This window comes from Streptomyces sp. NPDC037288, assembly GCF_055603265.1.
The window spans coordinates 104,486-120,933 of sequence record NZ_JBVJVY010000004.1; the positions used below are offsets into that span (position 1 = coordinate 104,486).

Annotated in this window: 28 protein-coding genes; 22 read left to right on the forward strand and 6 right to left on the reverse strand. The window is 69.9% G+C overall.

Annotation, left to right across the window (positions count from 1 at the left end):
• Positions 1-82 precede the first annotated feature (82 nt).
• The gene (locus ACZ7GZ_RS06150) at positions 83-1,318 is read left to right on the forward strand and encodes an RICIN domain-containing protein (protein WP_471021378.1); all 1,236 of its coding nucleotides are present in this window, start codon (positions 83-85) and stop codon (positions 1,316-1,318) included.
• Positions 1,319-1,327: 9 nt separating this feature from the next.
• On the opposite strand, the gene ACZ7GZ_RS06155 is transcribed toward ACZ7GZ_RS06150, so the two are convergent.
• The 3 genes from ACZ7GZ_RS06155 to ACZ7GZ_RS06165 are packed head-to-tail and all read right to left on the reverse strand — an operon-like array spanning position 1,328 to position 2,683.
• The gene (locus ACZ7GZ_RS06155) at positions 1,328-1,573 is read right to left on the reverse strand and encodes a hypothetical protein (protein ID WP_471021379.1); all 246 of its coding nucleotides are present in this window, start codon (positions 1,571-1,573) and stop codon (positions 1,328-1,330) included.
• Positions 1,574-1,608: 35 nt separating this feature from the next.
• A complete protein-coding gene (locus ACZ7GZ_RS06160) occupies positions 1,609-1,902 on the reverse strand; it encodes a hypothetical protein (RefSeq protein WP_471021380.1) in 294 nt (97 codons plus the stop codon).
• On the reverse strand, positions 1,880-2,683 hold the full coding sequence (locus tag ACZ7GZ_RS06165; RefSeq protein WP_471021381.1) for an SDR family oxidoreductase: 804 nt from the start codon (positions 2,681-2,683) through the stop codon (positions 1,880-1,882). The genes ACZ7GZ_RS06160 and ACZ7GZ_RS06165 overlap by 23 nt, the downstream gene beginning before the upstream one ends.
• 172 nt (positions 2,684-2,855) lie before the next feature.
• On the opposite strand from ACZ7GZ_RS06165, the gene ACZ7GZ_RS06170 reads away from it, so the two are divergent.
• Positions 2,856-3,896 (forward strand): PHP domain-containing protein, encoded by a 1,041-nt coding sequence (locus ACZ7GZ_RS06170; protein ID WP_471021382.1) that lies wholly within the window; start codon positions 2,856-2,858, stop codon positions 3,894-3,896.
• A gap of 51 nt (positions 3,897-3,947) precedes the next feature.
• The gene (locus ACZ7GZ_RS06175) at positions 3,948-4,613 is read left to right on the forward strand and encodes an HAD family hydrolase (RefSeq protein ID WP_471021383.1); all 666 of its coding nucleotides are present in this window, start codon (positions 3,948-3,950) and stop codon (positions 4,611-4,613) included.
• 112 nt (positions 4,614-4,725) lie between these two features.
• Here the strand turns inward: ACZ7GZ_RS06175 and ACZ7GZ_RS06180 are convergent, their stop codons facing one another.
• The 3 genes from ACZ7GZ_RS06180 to ACZ7GZ_RS06190 form a co-directional block, all read right to left on the reverse strand.
• Positions 4,726-5,493: an alpha/beta fold hydrolase gene (locus ACZ7GZ_RS06180; RefSeq protein ID WP_471021741.1), complete on the reverse strand. Its 768-nt coding sequence runs from the start codon at positions 5,491-5,493 to the stop codon at positions 4,726-4,728.
• A 38-nt stretch (positions 5,494-5,531) separates the two neighbouring features.
• On the reverse strand, positions 5,532-6,875 hold the full coding sequence (locus ACZ7GZ_RS06185; RefSeq protein ID WP_471021384.1) for an N-terminal phage integrase SAM-like domain-containing protein: 1,344 nt from the start codon (positions 6,873-6,875) through the stop codon (positions 5,532-5,534).
• 433 nt (positions 6,876-7,308) lie between these two features.
• Entirely contained in the window at positions 7,309-7,725 is a 417-nt protein-coding gene (locus tag ACZ7GZ_RS06190) for a helix-turn-helix domain-containing protein (RefSeq protein WP_471021386.1), read from the reverse strand.
• Positions 7,726-7,899: 174 nt separating this feature from the next.
• Between ACZ7GZ_RS06190 and ACZ7GZ_RS06195 the strand changes: the two genes are divergently transcribed.
• The 19 genes from ACZ7GZ_RS06195 to ACZ7GZ_RS06285 all read left to right on the forward strand — a co-directional run bounded on the left by ACZ7GZ_RS06195 (position 7,900) and on the right by ACZ7GZ_RS06285 (position 16,338).
• Positions 7,900-8,163 (forward strand): helix-turn-helix domain-containing protein, encoded by a 264-nt coding sequence (locus tag ACZ7GZ_RS06195; protein ID WP_471021387.1) that lies wholly within the window; start codon positions 7,900-7,902, stop codon positions 8,161-8,163.
• Positions 8,164-8,166: 3 nt separating this feature from the next.
• Complete coding sequence (locus ACZ7GZ_RS06200; RefSeq protein WP_471021389.1) at positions 8,167-8,469, forward strand: DNA-binding protein; 303 nt, start codon at positions 8,167-8,169, stop codon at positions 8,467-8,469.
• Positions 8,470-8,562: 93 nt separating this feature from the next.
• Positions 8,563-8,967 carry a hypothetical protein gene (locus ACZ7GZ_RS06205; protein WP_471021390.1) on the forward strand — a complete coding sequence of 135 codons (405 nt, stop codon included), beginning with the start codon at positions 8,563-8,565 and terminating at the stop codon, positions 8,965-8,967.
• A gap of 44 nt (positions 8,968-9,011) precedes the next feature.
• Positions 9,012-9,389 (forward strand): hypothetical protein, encoded by a 378-nt coding sequence (locus ACZ7GZ_RS06210; RefSeq protein WP_471021392.1) that lies wholly within the window; start codon positions 9,012-9,014, stop codon positions 9,387-9,389.
• Between the two features lie 208 nt (positions 9,390-9,597).
• Positions 9,598-9,948: a hypothetical protein gene (locus ACZ7GZ_RS06215; RefSeq protein ID WP_471021393.1), complete on the forward strand. Its 351-nt coding sequence runs from the start codon at positions 9,598-9,600 to the stop codon at positions 9,946-9,948.
• Positions 9,945-10,232: a hypothetical protein gene (locus ACZ7GZ_RS06220; RefSeq protein WP_471021394.1), complete on the forward strand. Its 288-nt coding sequence runs from the start codon at positions 9,945-9,947 to the stop codon at positions 10,230-10,232. The genes ACZ7GZ_RS06215 and ACZ7GZ_RS06220 overlap by 4 nt, the downstream gene beginning before the upstream one ends.
• The gene (locus ACZ7GZ_RS06225; RefSeq protein ID WP_471021397.1) at positions 10,229-10,429 is read left to right on the forward strand and encodes a hypothetical protein; all 201 of its coding nucleotides are present in this window, start codon (positions 10,229-10,231) and stop codon (positions 10,427-10,429) included. The genes ACZ7GZ_RS06220 and ACZ7GZ_RS06225 overlap by 4 nt, the downstream gene beginning before the upstream one ends.
• Positions 10,426-10,689 (forward strand): hypothetical protein, encoded by a 264-nt coding sequence (locus ACZ7GZ_RS06230; RefSeq protein WP_471021398.1) that lies wholly within the window; start codon positions 10,426-10,428, stop codon positions 10,687-10,689. Before ACZ7GZ_RS06225 ends, ACZ7GZ_RS06230 begins: the two co-directional genes overlap by 4 nt.
• Positions 10,686-11,591 carry a YqaJ viral recombinase family nuclease gene (locus ACZ7GZ_RS06235; protein ID WP_471021399.1) on the forward strand — a complete coding sequence of 302 codons (906 nt, stop codon included), beginning with the start codon at positions 10,686-10,688 and terminating at the stop codon, positions 11,589-11,591. The genes ACZ7GZ_RS06230 and ACZ7GZ_RS06235 overlap by 4 nt, the downstream gene beginning before the upstream one ends.
• Positions 11,588-12,448, forward strand: coding sequence for a recombinase RecT (locus ACZ7GZ_RS06240; protein ID WP_471021400.1), 861 nt, complete (start codon positions 11,588-11,590; stop codon positions 12,446-12,448). The genes ACZ7GZ_RS06235 and ACZ7GZ_RS06240 overlap by 4 nt, the downstream gene beginning before the upstream one ends.
• Entirely contained in the window at positions 12,445-12,867 is a 423-nt protein-coding gene (locus ACZ7GZ_RS06245) for a hypothetical protein (RefSeq protein ID WP_471021401.1), read from the forward strand. Before ACZ7GZ_RS06240 ends, ACZ7GZ_RS06245 begins: the two co-directional genes overlap by 4 nt.
• Before the next feature lie 70 nt (positions 12,868-12,937).
• Entirely contained in the window at positions 12,938-13,333 is a 396-nt protein-coding gene (locus ACZ7GZ_RS06250) for a hypothetical protein (protein WP_471021403.1), read from the forward strand.
• The gene (locus tag ACZ7GZ_RS06255) at positions 13,333-13,812 is read left to right on the forward strand and encodes a hypothetical protein (RefSeq protein ID WP_471021404.1); all 480 of its coding nucleotides are present in this window, start codon (positions 13,333-13,335) and stop codon (positions 13,810-13,812) included. Before ACZ7GZ_RS06250 ends, ACZ7GZ_RS06255 begins: the two co-directional genes overlap by 1 nt.
• On the forward strand, positions 13,809-14,042 hold the full coding sequence (locus ACZ7GZ_RS06260) for a hypothetical protein (RefSeq protein ID WP_471021406.1): 234 nt from the start codon (positions 13,809-13,811) through the stop codon (positions 14,040-14,042). The genes ACZ7GZ_RS06255 and ACZ7GZ_RS06260 overlap by 4 nt, the downstream gene beginning before the upstream one ends.
• Positions 14,039-14,329, forward strand: a complete 291-nt coding sequence (locus ACZ7GZ_RS06265; RefSeq protein ID WP_471021408.1) for a hypothetical protein — start codon at positions 14,039-14,041, stop codon at positions 14,327-14,329. Before ACZ7GZ_RS06260 ends, ACZ7GZ_RS06265 begins: the two co-directional genes overlap by 4 nt.
• Positions 14,326-14,694, forward strand: a complete 369-nt coding sequence (locus ACZ7GZ_RS06270) for a restriction endonuclease (protein ID WP_471021409.1) — start codon at positions 14,326-14,328, stop codon at positions 14,692-14,694. The genes ACZ7GZ_RS06265 and ACZ7GZ_RS06270 overlap by 4 nt, the downstream gene beginning before the upstream one ends.
• A complete protein-coding gene (locus ACZ7GZ_RS06275) occupies positions 14,691-14,972 on the forward strand; it encodes a helix-turn-helix domain-containing protein (RefSeq protein WP_471021410.1) in 282 nt (93 codons plus the stop codon). The genes ACZ7GZ_RS06270 and ACZ7GZ_RS06275 overlap by 4 nt, the downstream gene beginning before the upstream one ends.
• The gene (locus ACZ7GZ_RS06280; RefSeq protein ID WP_471021413.1) at positions 14,969-15,715 is read left to right on the forward strand and encodes a hypothetical protein; all 747 of its coding nucleotides are present in this window, start codon (positions 14,969-14,971) and stop codon (positions 15,713-15,715) included. The genes ACZ7GZ_RS06275 and ACZ7GZ_RS06280 overlap by 4 nt, the downstream gene beginning before the upstream one ends.
• Positions 15,712-16,338 (forward strand): WhiB family transcriptional regulator, encoded by a 627-nt coding sequence (locus tag ACZ7GZ_RS06285; RefSeq protein ID WP_471021414.1) that lies wholly within the window; start codon positions 15,712-15,714, stop codon positions 16,336-16,338. The genes ACZ7GZ_RS06280 and ACZ7GZ_RS06285 overlap by 4 nt, the downstream gene beginning before the upstream one ends.
• The last annotated feature ends 110 nt before the right edge of the window (positions 16,339-16,448 follow it).

Consider the following 16,448-nt stretch of genomic DNA (forward strand, 5'->3'; position numbering starts at 1 on the left):
GTATTGACGCCTGCTTATCTCACTCCTTAAATCAAGAGGCATTCCCGTAGGCCCCCCAGCCCCCCACGCCGAACGGAGAGTCATGGCCTCCCCACGCCTGCTCCGCAGATGCCTCCTCGCCGCTCTGTCCGCCGCGCTGGTCGGTTCCGCGGCCGTCGGCCCCGCGCACGCACGGGCCGCCGCGCCGGCGGCGGCGACCGTCACCGCCTTCTCCGACACCTTCGACGGGCCCGCGGGCTCAGCGGTCGACTCCTCGAAGTGGACACTGGAGACCGGCGACAACGTCAACAACCACGAGCGGGAGTACTACACCTCGGGCACGGGCAACGCGGCCCTGGACGGGCAGGGCCACCTGGTGATCACGGCCCGCAAGGAGAACCCGGCCGGATACCGGTGCTGGTACGGCAGCTGCCAGTACACCTCCGCCCGGCTGAACACGGCCGGGAAGTTCAACGCCCGGTACGGCCACGTCGAAGCGCGGATGAAGATCCCGCGCGGCCAGGGCATGTGGCCGGCGTTCTGGATGCTCGGCACGCCCGTGAACTGGCCCGACTCGGGCGAGATCGACGTGATGGAGAACGTCGGTTTCGAACCCTCGACCGTGCACGGCACCATCCACGGCCCCGGATACTCCGGCTCCGGCGGCATCGGCGCCGCCTACACGCTGCCGGGCGGACAGGTCTTCGCGGACGCCTTCCACACCTTCGCGATCGACTGGGCGCCCGGCTCCGTCACCTGGTCCGTGGACGGGAACGTCTACGAGCGGCGCACCCCCGCCGACCTCGGCGGAAAGACGTGGGTGTTCGACGGCAAGCCGTTCTTCCTGATCCTGAACCTGGCCGTCGGCGGCTACTGGCCGGGCGACCCGGACGGCAGCACCCGGTTCCCGCAGCAGCTGGTGGTGGACTCGGTGTCCGTGACGACGAGCGACAGCGCGGCCGGAGCGCCGATACGCGGCCTGGCCGGCAAGTGCGTGGACGTGGCGGGGGCGAATCCCGCGAACGGCACACCGGTGCAGCTCTACGACTGCAACGGCACGGCCGCGCAGTCGTGGACGGTCGGCTCGGACGGCACGGTCCGGGCGCTCGGCAAGTGCCTGGACGCCACCGGCAACGGCACGGCGGACGGCACGCCGGTCCAGCTGTGGGACTGCACCGGCGGCCCGAACCAGAGGTGGACCGTCACCGGGGCGCACGACATCGTCAACCCGCAGGCGGACAAGTGCCTCGACGTGACCGGGAACAACGCGGCCGACGGGACACGCCTGCAGATCTGGACGTGCACGGGCGGCGCCAACCAGAAGTGGACGGTCGGCTGAGCCGTCTGCTCAGTGCGGCGTCCAGGTGTACTTGTCGCCGCCCACGAAGCGGACCACGTCCGGGTCGTCAAGGTCGTGGATGGTGATGCCGTAGGACGCCGCCGCCTCCAGCACGTCGGTGACGGTCCTGGCCTCACCGACCACCTGACCGTCGATCTCCATGATCCGGAACGGCCGCTCGCCCGGCCTGCCCGGGCACACACCGAGGACCAGGATCCGCGGATGGGAGATGTGGGGAGCTGCTTGTTCGGTCATGCCATCGAGGGTAGAACGCAACCCGCGCCGACGGGTCATCCGCCGGAGCCGTCCAGGAGATCGAGAACCGCCGCCTCGACCGCGCCCCGGGTGGCGGGACGCCCGAAGCCCCCGTGTTCCCCCAGCCGGGTGAGCACGGGGGCGACGGTACCTGAGGCGGGCGGGATGGTCAGGGCACGGTTGCGGGCGAGCTGCCCGGGGTCGGTGAGCGGCTGCCCGCCGGTGTCGGCGTAGCGGAAACCCCTGCCGCAGCGGATGCGTCGGCAGCCGGGGCCGTCGCAGGAACCGGTCCGCAGTCGCGTCGGCTCAGGGACGCCGCCAGTCGTCACCGGTCAGGTGCGAACCGGCCTGCGGGCCCATGCGCAGCATGCCGCCGTCGACGCTCCAGGAGGCGCCGGTGACGTACGAGGCGTCCGGGCTCGCCAGGAAGGCGATCACCGCGGCGACCTCGCGGGCGTCGCCGGGCCGCCCGAGCGGCACGCCGGGCCGGCGCTCGGTGTGTACGTCGATGTCCTCCTGGCCGGTCATCGGCGTCGCGATCTCGCCGGGCGCGACCGCGTTCACGGTGATGCCGTACTCGGCGAGCTCCAGCGCCATCACCTGCGTGAGCAGGCCGAGTCCGCCCTTGGCCGCGCAGTACGGGGCCGCGCCGACGCGGGGCTGGTGCTCGTGGACGGAGGTGACGTTGACGATTCGGCCGCCGTCGCCCTGCCGGATCATCCGCCGGGCCGCGTGCTGCCCGCACAGGAACGGGCCGACGAGGTCGACGTCCAGGACGCGGCGTACGTCCGCCAGGGTGAGGTCCAGGTACGGGGTCATGGTGCCCGTACCCGCGTTGTTGACGAGGACGTCGATACGGCCGAGCTCGCCGCAGAGATCGTCGATCGTGTCGGCGGCCTCGGGCAGCCGGGTGAGGTCCAGCTGGGCCACGGCTGCGCGGCGGCCGGTGCGGCGCACTTCCTCCGCCGTTGTTTCGGCGCCCTTCTCGTCGGTGTGCCAGGTGATGCCGACGTCCAGGCCCGCCTCGGCCAGACGTACGGAGGTGGCTCGGCCGATGCCGCTGTCTCCGCCGGTTATCACGGCTGTCCGCTGCGTGTCCGGGCTGGGCATGGCGTGCCTCCTGCGGGACGTGATCCTGGACGAGTCACCGCAGTACCCGGGGGTGGGACGAGCAAACGGGTCCCGTCCGCGTGGCCGGGATCCTCGCCGGACTGCGGGCGTGTCGTGGCTTGTCGCGCAGTTCCCCGCGCCCCTTCGGGGCGCCTGGGGGAACCTGGGTTGCATGGAGCCCGTGGCTGCGCTGGAGCGGATCGCCTTCTTGCTGGAGCGGGCGTTGGCGCCCACCTACCGCGTGAAGGCGTTTCGTACCGCTGCGCGTGTCCTCGCCGGCCTGCCCGCGGCCGAGGTGGCCGAGCGGGCGGCCGCCGGGACGCTGGAGGCGCTCAAGGGAGTGGGGCCGAAGACGGCGCAGGTGGTGCGGGAGGCGTTGGCCGGGGAGGTGCCCGGGTATCTGCGGAAGCTGGAGGAGGAGGCCGGTACGGCGTCCCGGTCCGGCCCGGGAGCGGAGTTGCGGGCGTTGGTCCGCGGGGACTGTCACACGCATTCGGACTGGTCCGACGGGGGAAGCCCGATCGAGGAGATGGGCCGGACGGCGGCCGGGCTCGGGCATGAGTGGACCGCCCTGACCGACCACTCCCCCCGGCTGACCGTGGCCCGCGGCCTGTCGCCGGAGCGGTTGCGCGAGCAGCTGGAGGTGGTGGCGGAACTGAACGCGCGGTGGGCGCCGTTCCGGCTGCTGACCGGCATCGAGTGCGACATCCTGGAGGACGGCTCGCTGGACCAGGAGCCGGAGCTGCTTGAGCGGCTGGACGTGGTCGTGGTGTCCGTGCACTCCAAGCTGCGGATGGACGCCCGGTCGATGACCCGCCGGATGGTGGCCGCCGTACGCAGTCCGCATGCCGACGTGCTCGGGCACTGCACCGGGCGGCTGGTCACCGGCCGGGGGCGCCCGGAGTCGGAGTTCGACGCGGACGCGGTGTTCGCCGCCTGCGCCGAGTCCGGTACGGCCGTGGAGATCAACAGCCGTCCGGAACGCCTTGACCCGCCCCGCCGGCTGCTGCGCAGGGCCGTGGCCGCGGGGGTGCTGTTCTCCGTGGACACCGACGCGCACGCACCCGGCCAGCTGGACTGGCAGATCCTCGGCTGCGCCCGGGCCGAGGAGTGCGCGGTGCCCGCCGAGCGGGTGGTGACCACCTGGTCCGCCGACGAGGTGCTGGCCTGGACGCGGGAGGGGCGGGTGCCGGCGCGGGTGACGGGTTCCTGACCCGGCCCGCGTGGTACCCGGTGGCCGGCAGGCGCCAGGGAAGGAGCCGGGATGGAGCGAGCCGCCGTCTTCGATGTCGACGGGACCCTCGTCGACACCAACCACCTGCATGTCGTCACCTGGTGGGAGGCCTTCCGCCAGGCCGGACACGACGTGCCCATGCACGCGGTGCACCGGGCCGTCGGCCTCGGCTCCACGGATCTGATCGCCCACCTGCTCGGCGACGGCCGCGACACGGACCGGGACGGCGAGCTGAGCGCCGCGCACAAGGCCCTGTACGGCCAGTACTTCGACCGGCTGCCCGCGCTGCCGAGGGCCGGGGAACTGCTGCACCGGCTGCACCGGGACGGCTGGACGGTCGTCCTCGCCACCTCGGCGAGCGGCGCCGAGCTCGGCGCCCTGCGCCGGGCCATCGACGCCGACGAGGCGATCGCCGACATGGCAAGCGCGGAGGACGTGCGGGAGGGCAAGCCCGCGCCGGAGCCCGTGGAACACGCCCTGGAGCTGGCCGGCGTCCCGGCCTCGCGCGCGGTGTTCGTCGGGGACACCGTGTGGGACATGCGGGCGGGCAGCAAGGCGGGGGTGCGCTGTGTGGGGGTGTTGTGCGGCGGGATTCCCCGGGCCGACCTGGAGGAGGCCGGGGCGGAGGCGGTCTATGCCGGCCCCGCCGATCTGCTCGAGGGACTCGACGGGAGTCCGCTGGCCCGAGCATCATAGGAAGTGGTGCAGGTCACATGGCACGCGTTCGCCGAGAGGCGACCGCCATCCGTGCCCACCACCTGAGCGCCCCGGTCGTGATTCCCCCGTCGCGGCCGGGGCCCATTCGTGATCAGCGGCCGGCCGCCGCCGCACCGGCCGTACCGGCGGCCGGTACGGCCCCGGCCCCGATGAACTCCCGCAGGTCGGCCGTGAGCCGGGGCGCATGCGTGGCGAACAGGCCGTGCCCGCCGTTCTCGTACACCTTCAGGATGCCGTCGGGCACCAGCCGGGCCACGCGCTCGCCGGTGAGCGCGAGCGGCGCGGAGGTGTCGTGGGTACCGTGCACCACCAGCACCGGGAGATCCAGCGCGGGCAGCTCGTCGGTCAGGTCGAGCGCGGCCACCACGGTCCGGACGCCGTTCGCGGCTCGCGGGGTGGCGCTCAGGCAACGGTCGATCAGGTAGCGGACGTAGGGCGGGGACATCTGGTTGCCTGGCAGGTGGGCGGCGAAGAAATCGTCGGCCAGAGCCGTGAAGTACGCGGCACGGTCCCGCCGGAACACCTCGTCGTCGGCCCGCACGGCCTCCGGGTCCACACCGTCCGGGGTGCCCGGCGAGCGGACGACCCCGGGGCTGACTCCCGCGACGAGGGCGACACGGGCCACGCGGGCGGCGCCGTGCCGGGTCACACAGCGGACCACCTCGCCGGTGCCGACCGAGTGGCCGATCAGCGTGACCCCGCGCAGGTCGAGGTGGTCGAGCAGACCGTTCAGGTCGTCGGCGAGGGTGTCGAGGTCGTAGCCGGACCAGGTGTCGTCGGAGCGGCCGTGGCCGCGCCGGTCCAGCGCGACGCAACGGTAACCGGCCTCCGCGAGGGGCAGCATCTGGTACTCCCACATCTTCACACCAAGGCGCACATGGCGGCCATGACCTGGGGTTATGCCTCTGTTGCATGATCGCCTGGGAGACGTGTGGGAAAAGGCGGATGCCACCACACCCCCATCCCCCAGAAACGCTCCCATCGATCCTGCAGCGTCTCCGCGATCCGAAGCTCCATCCCGGGCGTCACGTTCGCGTACAGACCCTCGACGCCGGCCACCTCGTGACCCATGCGCGCCTCCATGGCCGTGCGCCCATGGCCGTCATCCTCTAGCCACTCCCGGTGAGCATGCCGCAGCAGGTACACCCGCTTCCCCGCCATCTCCGCGACGGGAAAGATCTCACCGCGACGCCGCTTTACCCGCACACCCGTCGACCGTTCGCGCGCCGGCGACCCGTACCGGATGGGATCCCAGTACGTCTTGTTCCAGTTGGAGCCCAGCTGCCCGCCGTCCACGCCGGGGAACACCCACTCACTGCCATGCGAGGCGAGCAGTGCGGTGTGCATCTCATGCAGAAAGGGAGGCAGGATGAGCGTGCGATGCGAGTCGTACTTGGGATCCACCTGCTTCTTTTGACCGCCGACATACTGGCATTGCCACTGCACTCGGAGCGCCGGCATCTTCTCATAGCGCTCCAACGATTCCTCACGCAGCTCCGGATCCGGTTCCGAGTGAGGCCAGTTCGGCGATGCATATTCTCGCCGGAGCCCGGCCATCTCCCCCGGTGGCCGCATACCGGTAAACGCGATCGTCCAGATGTAGGTCCAGCCGGTGAAGCCCCACACGTGGTAGGCGTTTGACGCAAGGCCGTGAAGGACGGCCATCTCCATGGGACGCTTCTTCTCGCGCTTCTTCTTCTGGTACCGGCCGCGACGTGCTTCAACAGCTACGGGCGTGTCACTGCGCAGCTTGTACTTGGCGTGGGCGTCCTTCATCAGGATGCCGAAGAACCACAACGTCTGACTGCAGTACGACTCGGCCATCTCCTTTTTGGCTACCTTGGCTTTGAGGTTCTTCCGCCAGGCCTCGTACTCCCAAGTGGTGATATCGCCAACCGCTTTGTCACCCCAGTAGGGGATGATCTGAGAGCGGATCAGGGATCTGTACTTTTCTACGGTCGTCTCGCGGACATCTTGCGCTTCATGCCACATCCAGCAGTATTCGGCCATCGGGGTCCTCGAGGATGCCCGCGGGATGGACTTTCCGTGCCGGACTTCGTACTCGCGGTCTAGGCCGTAGTTGTATGCCTCGGCTTCATCGCGGAAGGGAACTCCGGGCTCCGGGCCGCTCGCTGACTCGTACTTCTTCTTCTTGGTGGCGTTGCCCTCGGCATCGAGAATGTACTCTCCACCCCACCACTTAACGCGGATGCTGTTGCCGCGTGCTTCGACATAGGGCATGAGTGCTCCCCCCGGTTGAACTTTGTGAGTGGGAAGCGTGGCGGGCACCCCTGCCGCCGACGCCCCCGCTGGGCTACTTGCCTACGATGCCCGTCCTATGGGACAGCCGCCGCAGGTTTCGCAGTCCTGGCCCTGTGCCTTCATGAACCGCTTCACGCGCCCCTGAATAGCGCGGTCTCCGGCGGTTGCGGAGGACAGGACACACACCTTCTCGCCTGCTACCTGGGTCGTGTAGCCGAAGCTGGTCGGCCCAAGATCGAGATAGATGACATTACTCACCGGTCCCCCTTTGTCGCCCGTGGGACCTCCCTGGGTGGAGATGTCAGCGTTGCACGCCGAACGTCTGATCGGCAGGGGGTTGTAGAGGTTTCATCAGTCCCTGAAGGTTACGATTTGGTTACGGCGAAAAGGTTGTAGGGACCTTCGGCCCTAGTCAGGAGCCGTTCGCCACCACTCCCACCCTTCGCAAGTTCTCCACAAGCCCTTCAACGAAGGCTTGCAGTTCACCAATCGGGGCAGTTGGAAGGGTTTCCCTCGCCGTCTCCCACGCCATCTCGCGCGCCTGCGCCTCGGTGATCGCGGGCATGGTGGCCGATGACGACGTTGTCGCGTCGCCGACGAAGGCCGGCTCGGCGCCTTCCGCGATGGCGATGCACCCGCCGGTGGCCCAGCCGAGGGCCTTCTCGATTCGGGCATAGGTGGACTCGCGTACATCCTGACCCTCTTCGACGCGCTTCCACGTGTTGCGAGTGACGCCTGCTGCGGCAGCCGCCTCGTCGCGAGACGTGTACTGCTCCAGCCGGTGCGCCTTCACGTGCTTCGCGAGGCGGTCGAGATCACGAGTAGCCATGTCGACATGGTCTCAGGTCCATCCAGTTCCAGCTAGGTCCAACCAAGTAGTCGGCTGGTTTCCGCGCGTAGCGGTCCATCTACAACCAGCAAAGCTCTACCCTTAGGGTTAACTCGGGTCAGAAACATCCATCAAGGGGTAGACAACCAGGGTCAACTAGGGTTAACTCAAGGCATGCACCAACCGACGACCTTCGAGGTCGACGGGGACGCGATCCGCGAGGAGCGCATGCAAGCGGGGCTCACCCAAACCGAGTTGGCCAGACAGGCGGGAATCAGCCCCCGCTACGTCAGCCACCTTGAAAACGGCACCCGCAGACACATGGGCCCCAAGACGTACAGGCGCCTCCGCCAAGTCCTCAATGCGACCGACGCACGCCTCAGGCGCACGCCTCCTCGCCCCACCGAGGACCCACCCCCGCCCCACGAAAGGGAATGACCCGTGCCTACCGACAAGAGCCGGTACCACCAGCCGCAGCCGCCGGCCGACCCGAACCAGGAGTACATGACCGTCCAGGAGACGGCCTACGTCTTGAAGTGCGGCATGAAGTGGCTGCGGAACCTGCTGAAGGCCAACCCGCACCTGTGCGGCCGGAACGGCGAGCGCGGCCGGATCGTCACGGACCGTGCCCAGCGCGAGGCCATCCACGCCGTCCGCAGCGCCGGCGACCCGCGCACCGGCCGCACGATCCCCCGACAGCGCCGCCGCCCGGCTGGCCGCACCCCGGCACTCGCCGGCCGCTGACCCTCTGAACGCGCCGAAGGGCCGCCCAGCTTGCCCGGCCGGCGACCCAACGACTTCGGCAACCCACTGCACTACAGCAAGGAGTGGATCACCATGAGCAAGCCTACAGACCTTCCCGGCCGCAGCACCCTGGTGCTGACGCTGCCGAAGGCGCAACTGACATTCGCCGAGGCGCAGACCGCGTGCCGCCGCAACGAGGTGGCATACGAGACGACGGTCACCGTGCAGGAGCTGCCGGAGGCGCACGTCGCATGGGAGGCGCTGCCGGACCGTGTGCTGGTGACGGCCACGCAGATGGATGTGCTGGCGGAGTGGCTCTTCGTGATGCGCGGCCAGATCACGACGACGGTTCTGCCGTGGGGGCAGACGGTGTGGACGTTGCACACGCGGACGTGGTCGGACTCGCCGGAGTTCCCGTCGGTGCCGGTGCATGTGTCGGTGACGGTGACGTCGGACGAGCCGGTGATGGAAGAGGTCCGTCTGGCGGTGCGCCGATGAACACCAGGTCGGTGAACTCGGCGGCTGGCGTGATCTTGGCCGCGATGCAGCAGAACCGGACGGCGGCGGGGATTGCGCTGGCGTTGGAGTCGGCGGGGTTGTTGATGTCGCCGGAGGCTGCGGCGGATCTGGCGTCGGTGTCGACGGACGCGGTGTCGGTGGCCGAGCGCGCGGTCGGAGAGCTGAAGCGGGAACACGAGGAGAACGCGCGGCTGCGGCAGGAGCTGGCCCACTCCCAGGGCACGCAGCCGGAGCTGGGCACGCTTCCGGCTTGGCTGTATCACCGGTTCGTTCCGGTGGCTGGGGCCCCGGCGTGGGAGTCCCTCACCAACGGGGACCGCGCGTACTGGGAGCACCAGGCCCGCGCCGTACAGCGGGCTGTCGCACGGGGCGGCTTCAAGCGACCGGACAGTACGCCGTGATGTGGCTGCTGGGTGTGACGTTCGCCTGGTTCGGGTTCTGGCTGCTGCAACTGGCCGCCGGATGCCTGCCGAAGCCGCCCCGCCCGCAGCGCACTCCCGGGCCGCGTGTCCCGCATTGGGCGCGTACCGACCACCTCCCTCCCTCACCTGCGGCTGCTGGCCGCCCCTGCCGAAAGGCCACCCGATGAACCACTCCAAGAAGCCCGGCATGAGCTTCAGCCTCGGCGCCAACCACCTCCACGGCGTCGCCCGGTTCGACCAGATCCGCAACGACACCCTCATCCAGCTCGTGCAGTCCTGGGCCGAGCCGAAGGCCCGTGACGAGATCCTCGACGCGCTCGACGAACTCGCCGCCGTCGTGTGCGGGCCCCGCACCGAGGGCGAACTGGACGCCGCGATTGAGCAGGTCGAGGACGCGGCCGGGATGGACACCGCGCAGATCGAGGTGTCGATGAGCGACACACGCCGGCTGCTGGCTGAGCTGACCGAAGTCGCGCGACGGCTGAGCCGTTTCACGGTGAAGCGGCTGTCCGCGCAGCGTGAAGGGAGCGCGGCATGAGCACCCACCCGTACCCGCACCCGCTCGCTGGGCAGACCGTCACCGTCCGGGCCGACCTCCACGGCGAAGGCCCCGGCCCCCACGACTTCCAAGTAGAGGACTGGAACGACCGCCTGTTCGGCCGCTCCTGGATGCACATGGAAGGCCACCCGGCTTCCCTCGCCTACGCCATGCGCTCCGCCGTCGGCGGTCTGCCGCTGGACGACGAGGTCGTGTACGGCAAGGTCGGCTGCCTCGGTCACCTGGTGCACGTCAGCGAGATCGAGGGCGGTGATGAGCGGTGAGCGCCCTCACCGAGCAGGTGGCCGCTCTGGTCACCCGGCAGCGTCTCGCCGACGGTATGGCCGCCGAAGCCCGCCACCAGATGGACCCCGCCGAAACGGACGTGGAGACGGCGTTCTACCGGCTCTGCTGCGAGCATCCCGAGACCTGCAGCTGCGAGCAGGACTACCCGGGGTGGACGCCGGGAGGTGCCCAGTGAGCCGCCCGCCCAAGCGCGCCCGCGCCGACCACAAGAAGACCGCGCAGGCTCTCCGCCGTCGTCCTGGTGTGTGGCTGGCCGTCGGCGAGTACCGCTCCAACGTGAGCGCCGAGGGCATCGCCCGCGACATCCGCAACGGCTACAGCCGCCGCCCCGACGTTCAGAACCCGTATGCACCGCGCGGCTCATTCGAGGCCCGAATGGTGCTCACCGAGTTCGGGACCAACGTCATCGCCCGCTACATCGGGGGTGGCCAGTGAGCATCACGACCGAAGCCGGGGCTCAGGCCCCGGCCGCCGGCCCGGTCGTCCTCGGCTGGTTCGAGCCCGGCTCTGACGCCTGGCACGCCGCCCGCGCGAACGGGATCGGCGGCAGCGAGATCGCCGCCGTCCTCGGCCTCTCCCCCTACGAGTCCGCCTTCTCTCTCTGGCACCGCAAGCAGGGACTGATCGGACCCGTCGAGGAGTCCGAGGAAATGTACTGGGGGAAGGTCCACGAGCCCGCCATCTGCGCCCGGTTCGCCCGTGAGCACCCCGACCTCCCCGTCACCCCAGCGCCGACGTACTCGCATCAGGACCGGCCGTGGCAGATCGCCAACCCTGACCGGCACGCTGGCCCCGACCTCCTGGAAGCCAAGACGTCCCGTGACGCCGAAAACTGGGGCGAGGAGGGCACCGATCAAATCCCCGTGCACTACCGCGCTCAGTGCCTGCACTACATGGACGTGCTCGGCGCCCGCCGCTGCTGGGTGGCTGTGCTGATCGCGGGGTCGGAGTACCGCGAGTACGTCGTCGACTACGACGCGGACGAGGCCGCGTTCATGCGGGTGCAGGCCGAACAGTTCATGGCCTCGCTCGCCGCAGGTGACCGCCCCGCGATCGACGGCCACAACGCCACCTACCAGACCATCCGCGAACTCCCCGACGGCCTGGACGACGTCAACATCGAGATCGAGACCGCCCTCCGCGACCGCTTCCACGCCGCCCAAGACCAGTTCTGGCTGGCCGAAGACGAGCTGACCGCCTGCAAGGGCCTGCTCCTCGACGAGATCGGCACCGGCCGGCGCGCGGTCTGCGAACGCACGCGGGTCGCGACCCGCACGGTCCGCGACGGCAAGACCTACCAGCTTCTGCCCACCCGCACCCGAAGGAACGCCCGATGACTGAGAACACTGTCTCCAACGCCGTCGCCGTCCGCGACAACGGGCCCGGCGCCATGGTCGAGCACTACCGCAACGACCTCGCCATGGTCATGCCGTCCCACGTAAAGCCCGACACCTTCGTCCGGCTCGCCGTCGGCGTCCTCCGCCGCGACAAGAACCTCGCCCTAGCCGCACAGAACAACCCCGCCGCGCTGATGGGCGCCCTGATGGACGCCGCGCAGCTCGGACTCACCCCGGGCACCGAGCAGTACTACCTCGTCCCCCGGAAGCAGAAGGGCCGCCTGGAGATCCAGGGGATCCGCGGCTACCAGGGCGAGATCGAGCTGATCTACCGGGCGGGTGCGGTGTCCTCGGTCATCGTCGAGGTGGTCCGGGAGCGTGACGTCTTCCGGTACACGCCGGGCCGTGACGAGCGCCCGCTGCATGAGATCGACTGGGACGTCGAGGATCGCGGCCCGCTCCGCCTCGTCTACGCCTACGCCGTGATGAAGGACGGCGCCACCAGCAAGGTTGTCGTCCTCAACCGGGCGCAGGTGATGAAGGCCAAGGCCATGAGCCAGGGATCCGACTCGCCGTACTCCCCGTGGCAGAAGCACGAAGAAGCCATGTGGATGAAGACCGCCGCCCATCGCCTCACCAAGTGGGTCCCCACCAGCGCCGAGTACATGCGGGAGCAGCTTCGCGCGCAGGCCGAGGTCGCCGCCGAGCGGCAGGCGCCCCCCGCCGCTGCCGCGCCGGCCGACCCCGCATCGGCTCCGATGCCGGCCGAGCCGCTCGACGAGGGCCCGATCGACGCGGAGTTCGTCGACGACGAGCCCACCTGGCCCGCGACTGCTCAGCCGGGCGGTGCAGCGTGACCACGAACCACCGCGCCGAAGCCGAACGTCGGCTGCTCATGGCTTGGGAGGAAGACAGCACGCCTGAGCGGAACGCGCACTTGGTCGCAGAGGCTCAGGTCCACGCCACCCTCGCCGCTGGCGAGACTGCGGCAGTTGACGCGGCAGCCTACCGGCACACGATCCAGTCGCTGCGGTTCGCACTGGTACGGCAGGTCGCCGAGGGTCTTGCCCTGAGCGAGGGCGACGAGGCCCACCAGCACGCGCGCGGCCTCGCTCAGCACCTGGACTCGGTGGGCTTGAACGTCGACCGCGAGGTGGACGCCTACATCGAAAGCCTGGGCTGGGGCGACCCGCGCGACGCGTGGCTGTCCCCGACGGCCCGCCACGAGAAGTGGGCCGCTGACTGCAAGTCCCCGTGGGACGACACGTCCGCCTAGCCCGCGCACTACGGCCGCCCCCGCGGGTATCGGGGGCGGCCAGCACCCAGCAGACCACACAGCCACCCGATTGGAGAAGCAGGCCATGGGCCGCATGTCCCCCGAGCAGCGGGAGCAACTCGCCGCCGCGCTCAGCCACAGCAATACCGCAGCGCCGGAGCTGGTGATCGCCGCCGTCGACTGGCAGCGCACCCTCCGCCGTCAGCCGTCCTCGGCGAAGGCTGACGTTTCCGCTTGGCGTGCCGCCGACGCCGTCCCCTTCATCGCCCGGAATCTCCTCGAAACGGAGACCGAGCTCGCCACCCTCCGCACGATCGTCGCCCGTTTGATCGTCGCAACTGACCGCGGACACGACTGCACTCTCGGCGACCTGCGCCGCGAACTGGAATGCGCCGGGATCGACCTCACCCACGAGTACACCGCGGCCGAGGCACTCGCCCGCGCAACCGAAAGCGAGGCGCTGTGATGCCCGTACCGCGTTCCGTCCACGAGTCCCTGAAGACCTCGCACAAGAATCTGAAGCGCAAGTACGAGCAGCTCGTCTCCGAGCAGGCCGCTGGGCAGCGCGCCGACCAGGCGACCGCGGCGACCATCACCCGCCTCACCACCGAGAACGGCGCGCTGCGCCGCATCCTCGCCGCTCACATCCGGAGCCTCGAGCGGGAGGGCTGGGTCCAGACCGCGGGCGTCCTGCGTGACCAGCTTGCCGACGCGGGCCTGGACCTGACCGCCGAACTCGCTAGCGGCTGGACGCCGGGCGAGGGTGCGCTGCCCGCAACACGGACGTACACGGCGTCGGAGTCCCGGCTGCTCGCCGACCTGCACCGCCGCAACCAGGCGTGCGGATCCCTCGAGACGCAGCTGCTGCAGGAGCAGAGCATCAACGAGGCACTCGCCCGGCAGATGTACGACGCCGCCGCTCCGGTTGAGGGGGGCGCGGCATGATCCCGCAGATCACGATCGGCGCCGCCTCGCTGATGGGGTCGCTCGTCGTCGCCACCTTCGCGGTGCGGTGGGCGGTGGCGCCGACGGCGGTCCGGAACCGCCGCGAGTACGGCGCCGCTGCACCCCAGCAGCTCGTCAACTGCCCGGCCTGCCGTGGCGTCACCTCGGCCACCGTCCACGGCACCCTGCTCCGCTGCACCGAAGGCCACCAGATCGGCGGTGAGTCATGACCCTCGCCGTCAACCTCGGCTTCGCCGCCCTCGTCCTGCTGCTGGTCATCGCTATCTGGCGGGTGGCTCCGAAGCGTCGGCGCCCGTCCAAGAGGGCCTGCTTCCTTGCTGCCTGCCTGGGTGACGACTACATCTCCCCGATCGATCCGCGGCTCCCCGCTCACATCAACGCCTGGCTCGACGGTCTTGCCGCGATCGACCCGCAGCTCGCCCCGGTCTTCGCGCCGGGCGTCGACCGGCTGCGGAAGGCCATCCGTGACGAGCAGCAGGACGGAGACGAGGCGTGACCAGCAACTACGAGAAGGGCCGCGCCCTCGAGCACCGGGTCCGCGCTCACCTCCGTGAGGAAGGCTACGAGGTACTCAGGACGGCTGGCTCGAAGTCGAAAGTGGACCTGGTCGCGATCAAGACCGGGCAGATCCTGTTCGTCCAGTGCAAGCGCTCCGGAGCCCTGCCGCCCGCCGAGTGGAACGCCCTGTGGGACCTCGCCGCCATGGTCGGCGCGGTCCCGGTCCTCGCCGAGCAACTGCCACGCGGACGCCGCTACTGGCAGCTCACCGGCCGCAAAGACCAGCCCGGCAAACGGCAGCCGTACACGGAGATCGTCCTCGACGAGTTGGCAGCCGACTCCGAGGCGGTGCAACCGCAATGACCTACGTCTACCACCGTGAAAAGGCCGCCCGGATTCGCCGCGCCCGTGGCGTCTCCGGCTTCTACCCCACGGCCGACGTCGCCCGACACATCCGCATCCTGCGGCGCTCTGGATGGAACAACACACAGATCGCCACCAAGGCCGGCGTCAGCTTGACCACCATTAGGAGCATTGCCAGGGGAGCTACGCCCACCGTCCAGTACCGCACGGCTGTCGCGGTCCTGGCCCTGAAAGCCACTGATGCCCCCACGCGGGTGCCCGGTCGGAGGGCCGCATGAGCGCCCCGCGCATTGGCCGACCCCGGGCGCACGCCAGCATCGAGGACGCCTACCGGGCCCACGCTGTTCCCACCACCGACGGCCACATGGAATGGACCGGGATCAAGAACAGCACCACCGGCACACCCATCGTCCAACTCGGCACCCAACGCGTCTCCGCGTACAAAGTCGCGTTCCAGCTCGAGCACAACCGCGAACCCGTCGGCTACCTCAAGCCCAGCTGCGGCAAGCCGGGCTGCGTAGCCGGCGCCCACCTGCAGGACGCCCCTATGCGGGAGACCGCCCGCCCGCCTAAGCGGCAGTTCAACCCGCCGCCCGCCACCCGCGCGGACATCGTCGCCTTGCTCGCCGAGGGCCGCTCGGACCGGTACATCGTCAAGGCGCTCCACACCAGTCAGCCGCGGGTCGCACGCTTCCGCGCCGAGCTGGGCATCCCCCGCCCGAAGCGAACGGCTCTCCCGCTCGAGGAGGCATGGAAGGCCCGCACCCAGCAGACCGACGACGGGCACCTCGCGTGGACGGGCGGCCTCCGGGAGGGCGTCCCGGTCTTCAAGCACGACGGCGAGGAGTACAGCGCCCGCCGGCTCGCCTTCCGCCTGGCCAACGGGCGTGAGCCGGAGGGCCGGGTGAAGACCGGCTGCGGCTGGCTTCCGTGCGTGAAGCCCGAGCACGTCGAGGACCAGCCGATGCGCGACGCCCTCCGCACCCAGTACACCGCGATCTTCGGAGCGATAGCAGCATGAGTAATCACACCGGCACCGTTCCCGCGGCGAAGCGCAAGCCCGACTGGCGGGACAACGCCGCCTGCCGCACCAAGAACCCCGAGCTCTGGTTCCCGAACCCCGGCAACGTCACCGCCGTCCGCGACGCCAAGGCGGCCTGTTTCGGCTGCCCCGTCATGTACCAGTGCGCGCAGGGTGCCCTGGTCCGCGGCGAGGAAACCGGCGTCTGGGGCGGCCTCAGCGAAGGCCAGCGGACCACCATCCGCAAGAAGTACCGGCTCCACCAACTGCAGAACCTGGGCACCGTCAGGAAGGCCGTCAACGAGGCCCTGGACCCGGAACTCAACCCGACCGAGACCCTCCGGGACGTGTGGGAGAAGCACACCCGCACTCTGCCCGGCGGCCACATCGGCTGGAGTGGGCCGTCCGGCTCGTTCAGCTTCCGCGGTTTCCCGACCACGCCGAAGCAGCTGGCGTTCCTCCTCGACCGCGGACACAAGGCAGACGGAATCGTCCGCCGTACCTGCGAGGTCGTGGAGTGCGTGAACCCGCGGCACATGCTCGACAACGAAGAGCGTATTCAGCAGAAGGTCGCGGCTGATCAGGCGCGACTCGAAGCCCTCGAAGCCGACTTGGCGTCGTGACGGGCTGGCTCGGCGGTCTCCACCTGCACCGCATGCAGAAGGGGCAGACCCCGGTCGCGGACTTCCTCTGCACGCGGTGCTGGCTGCACCGCCGAGCCACCGGCCACCGC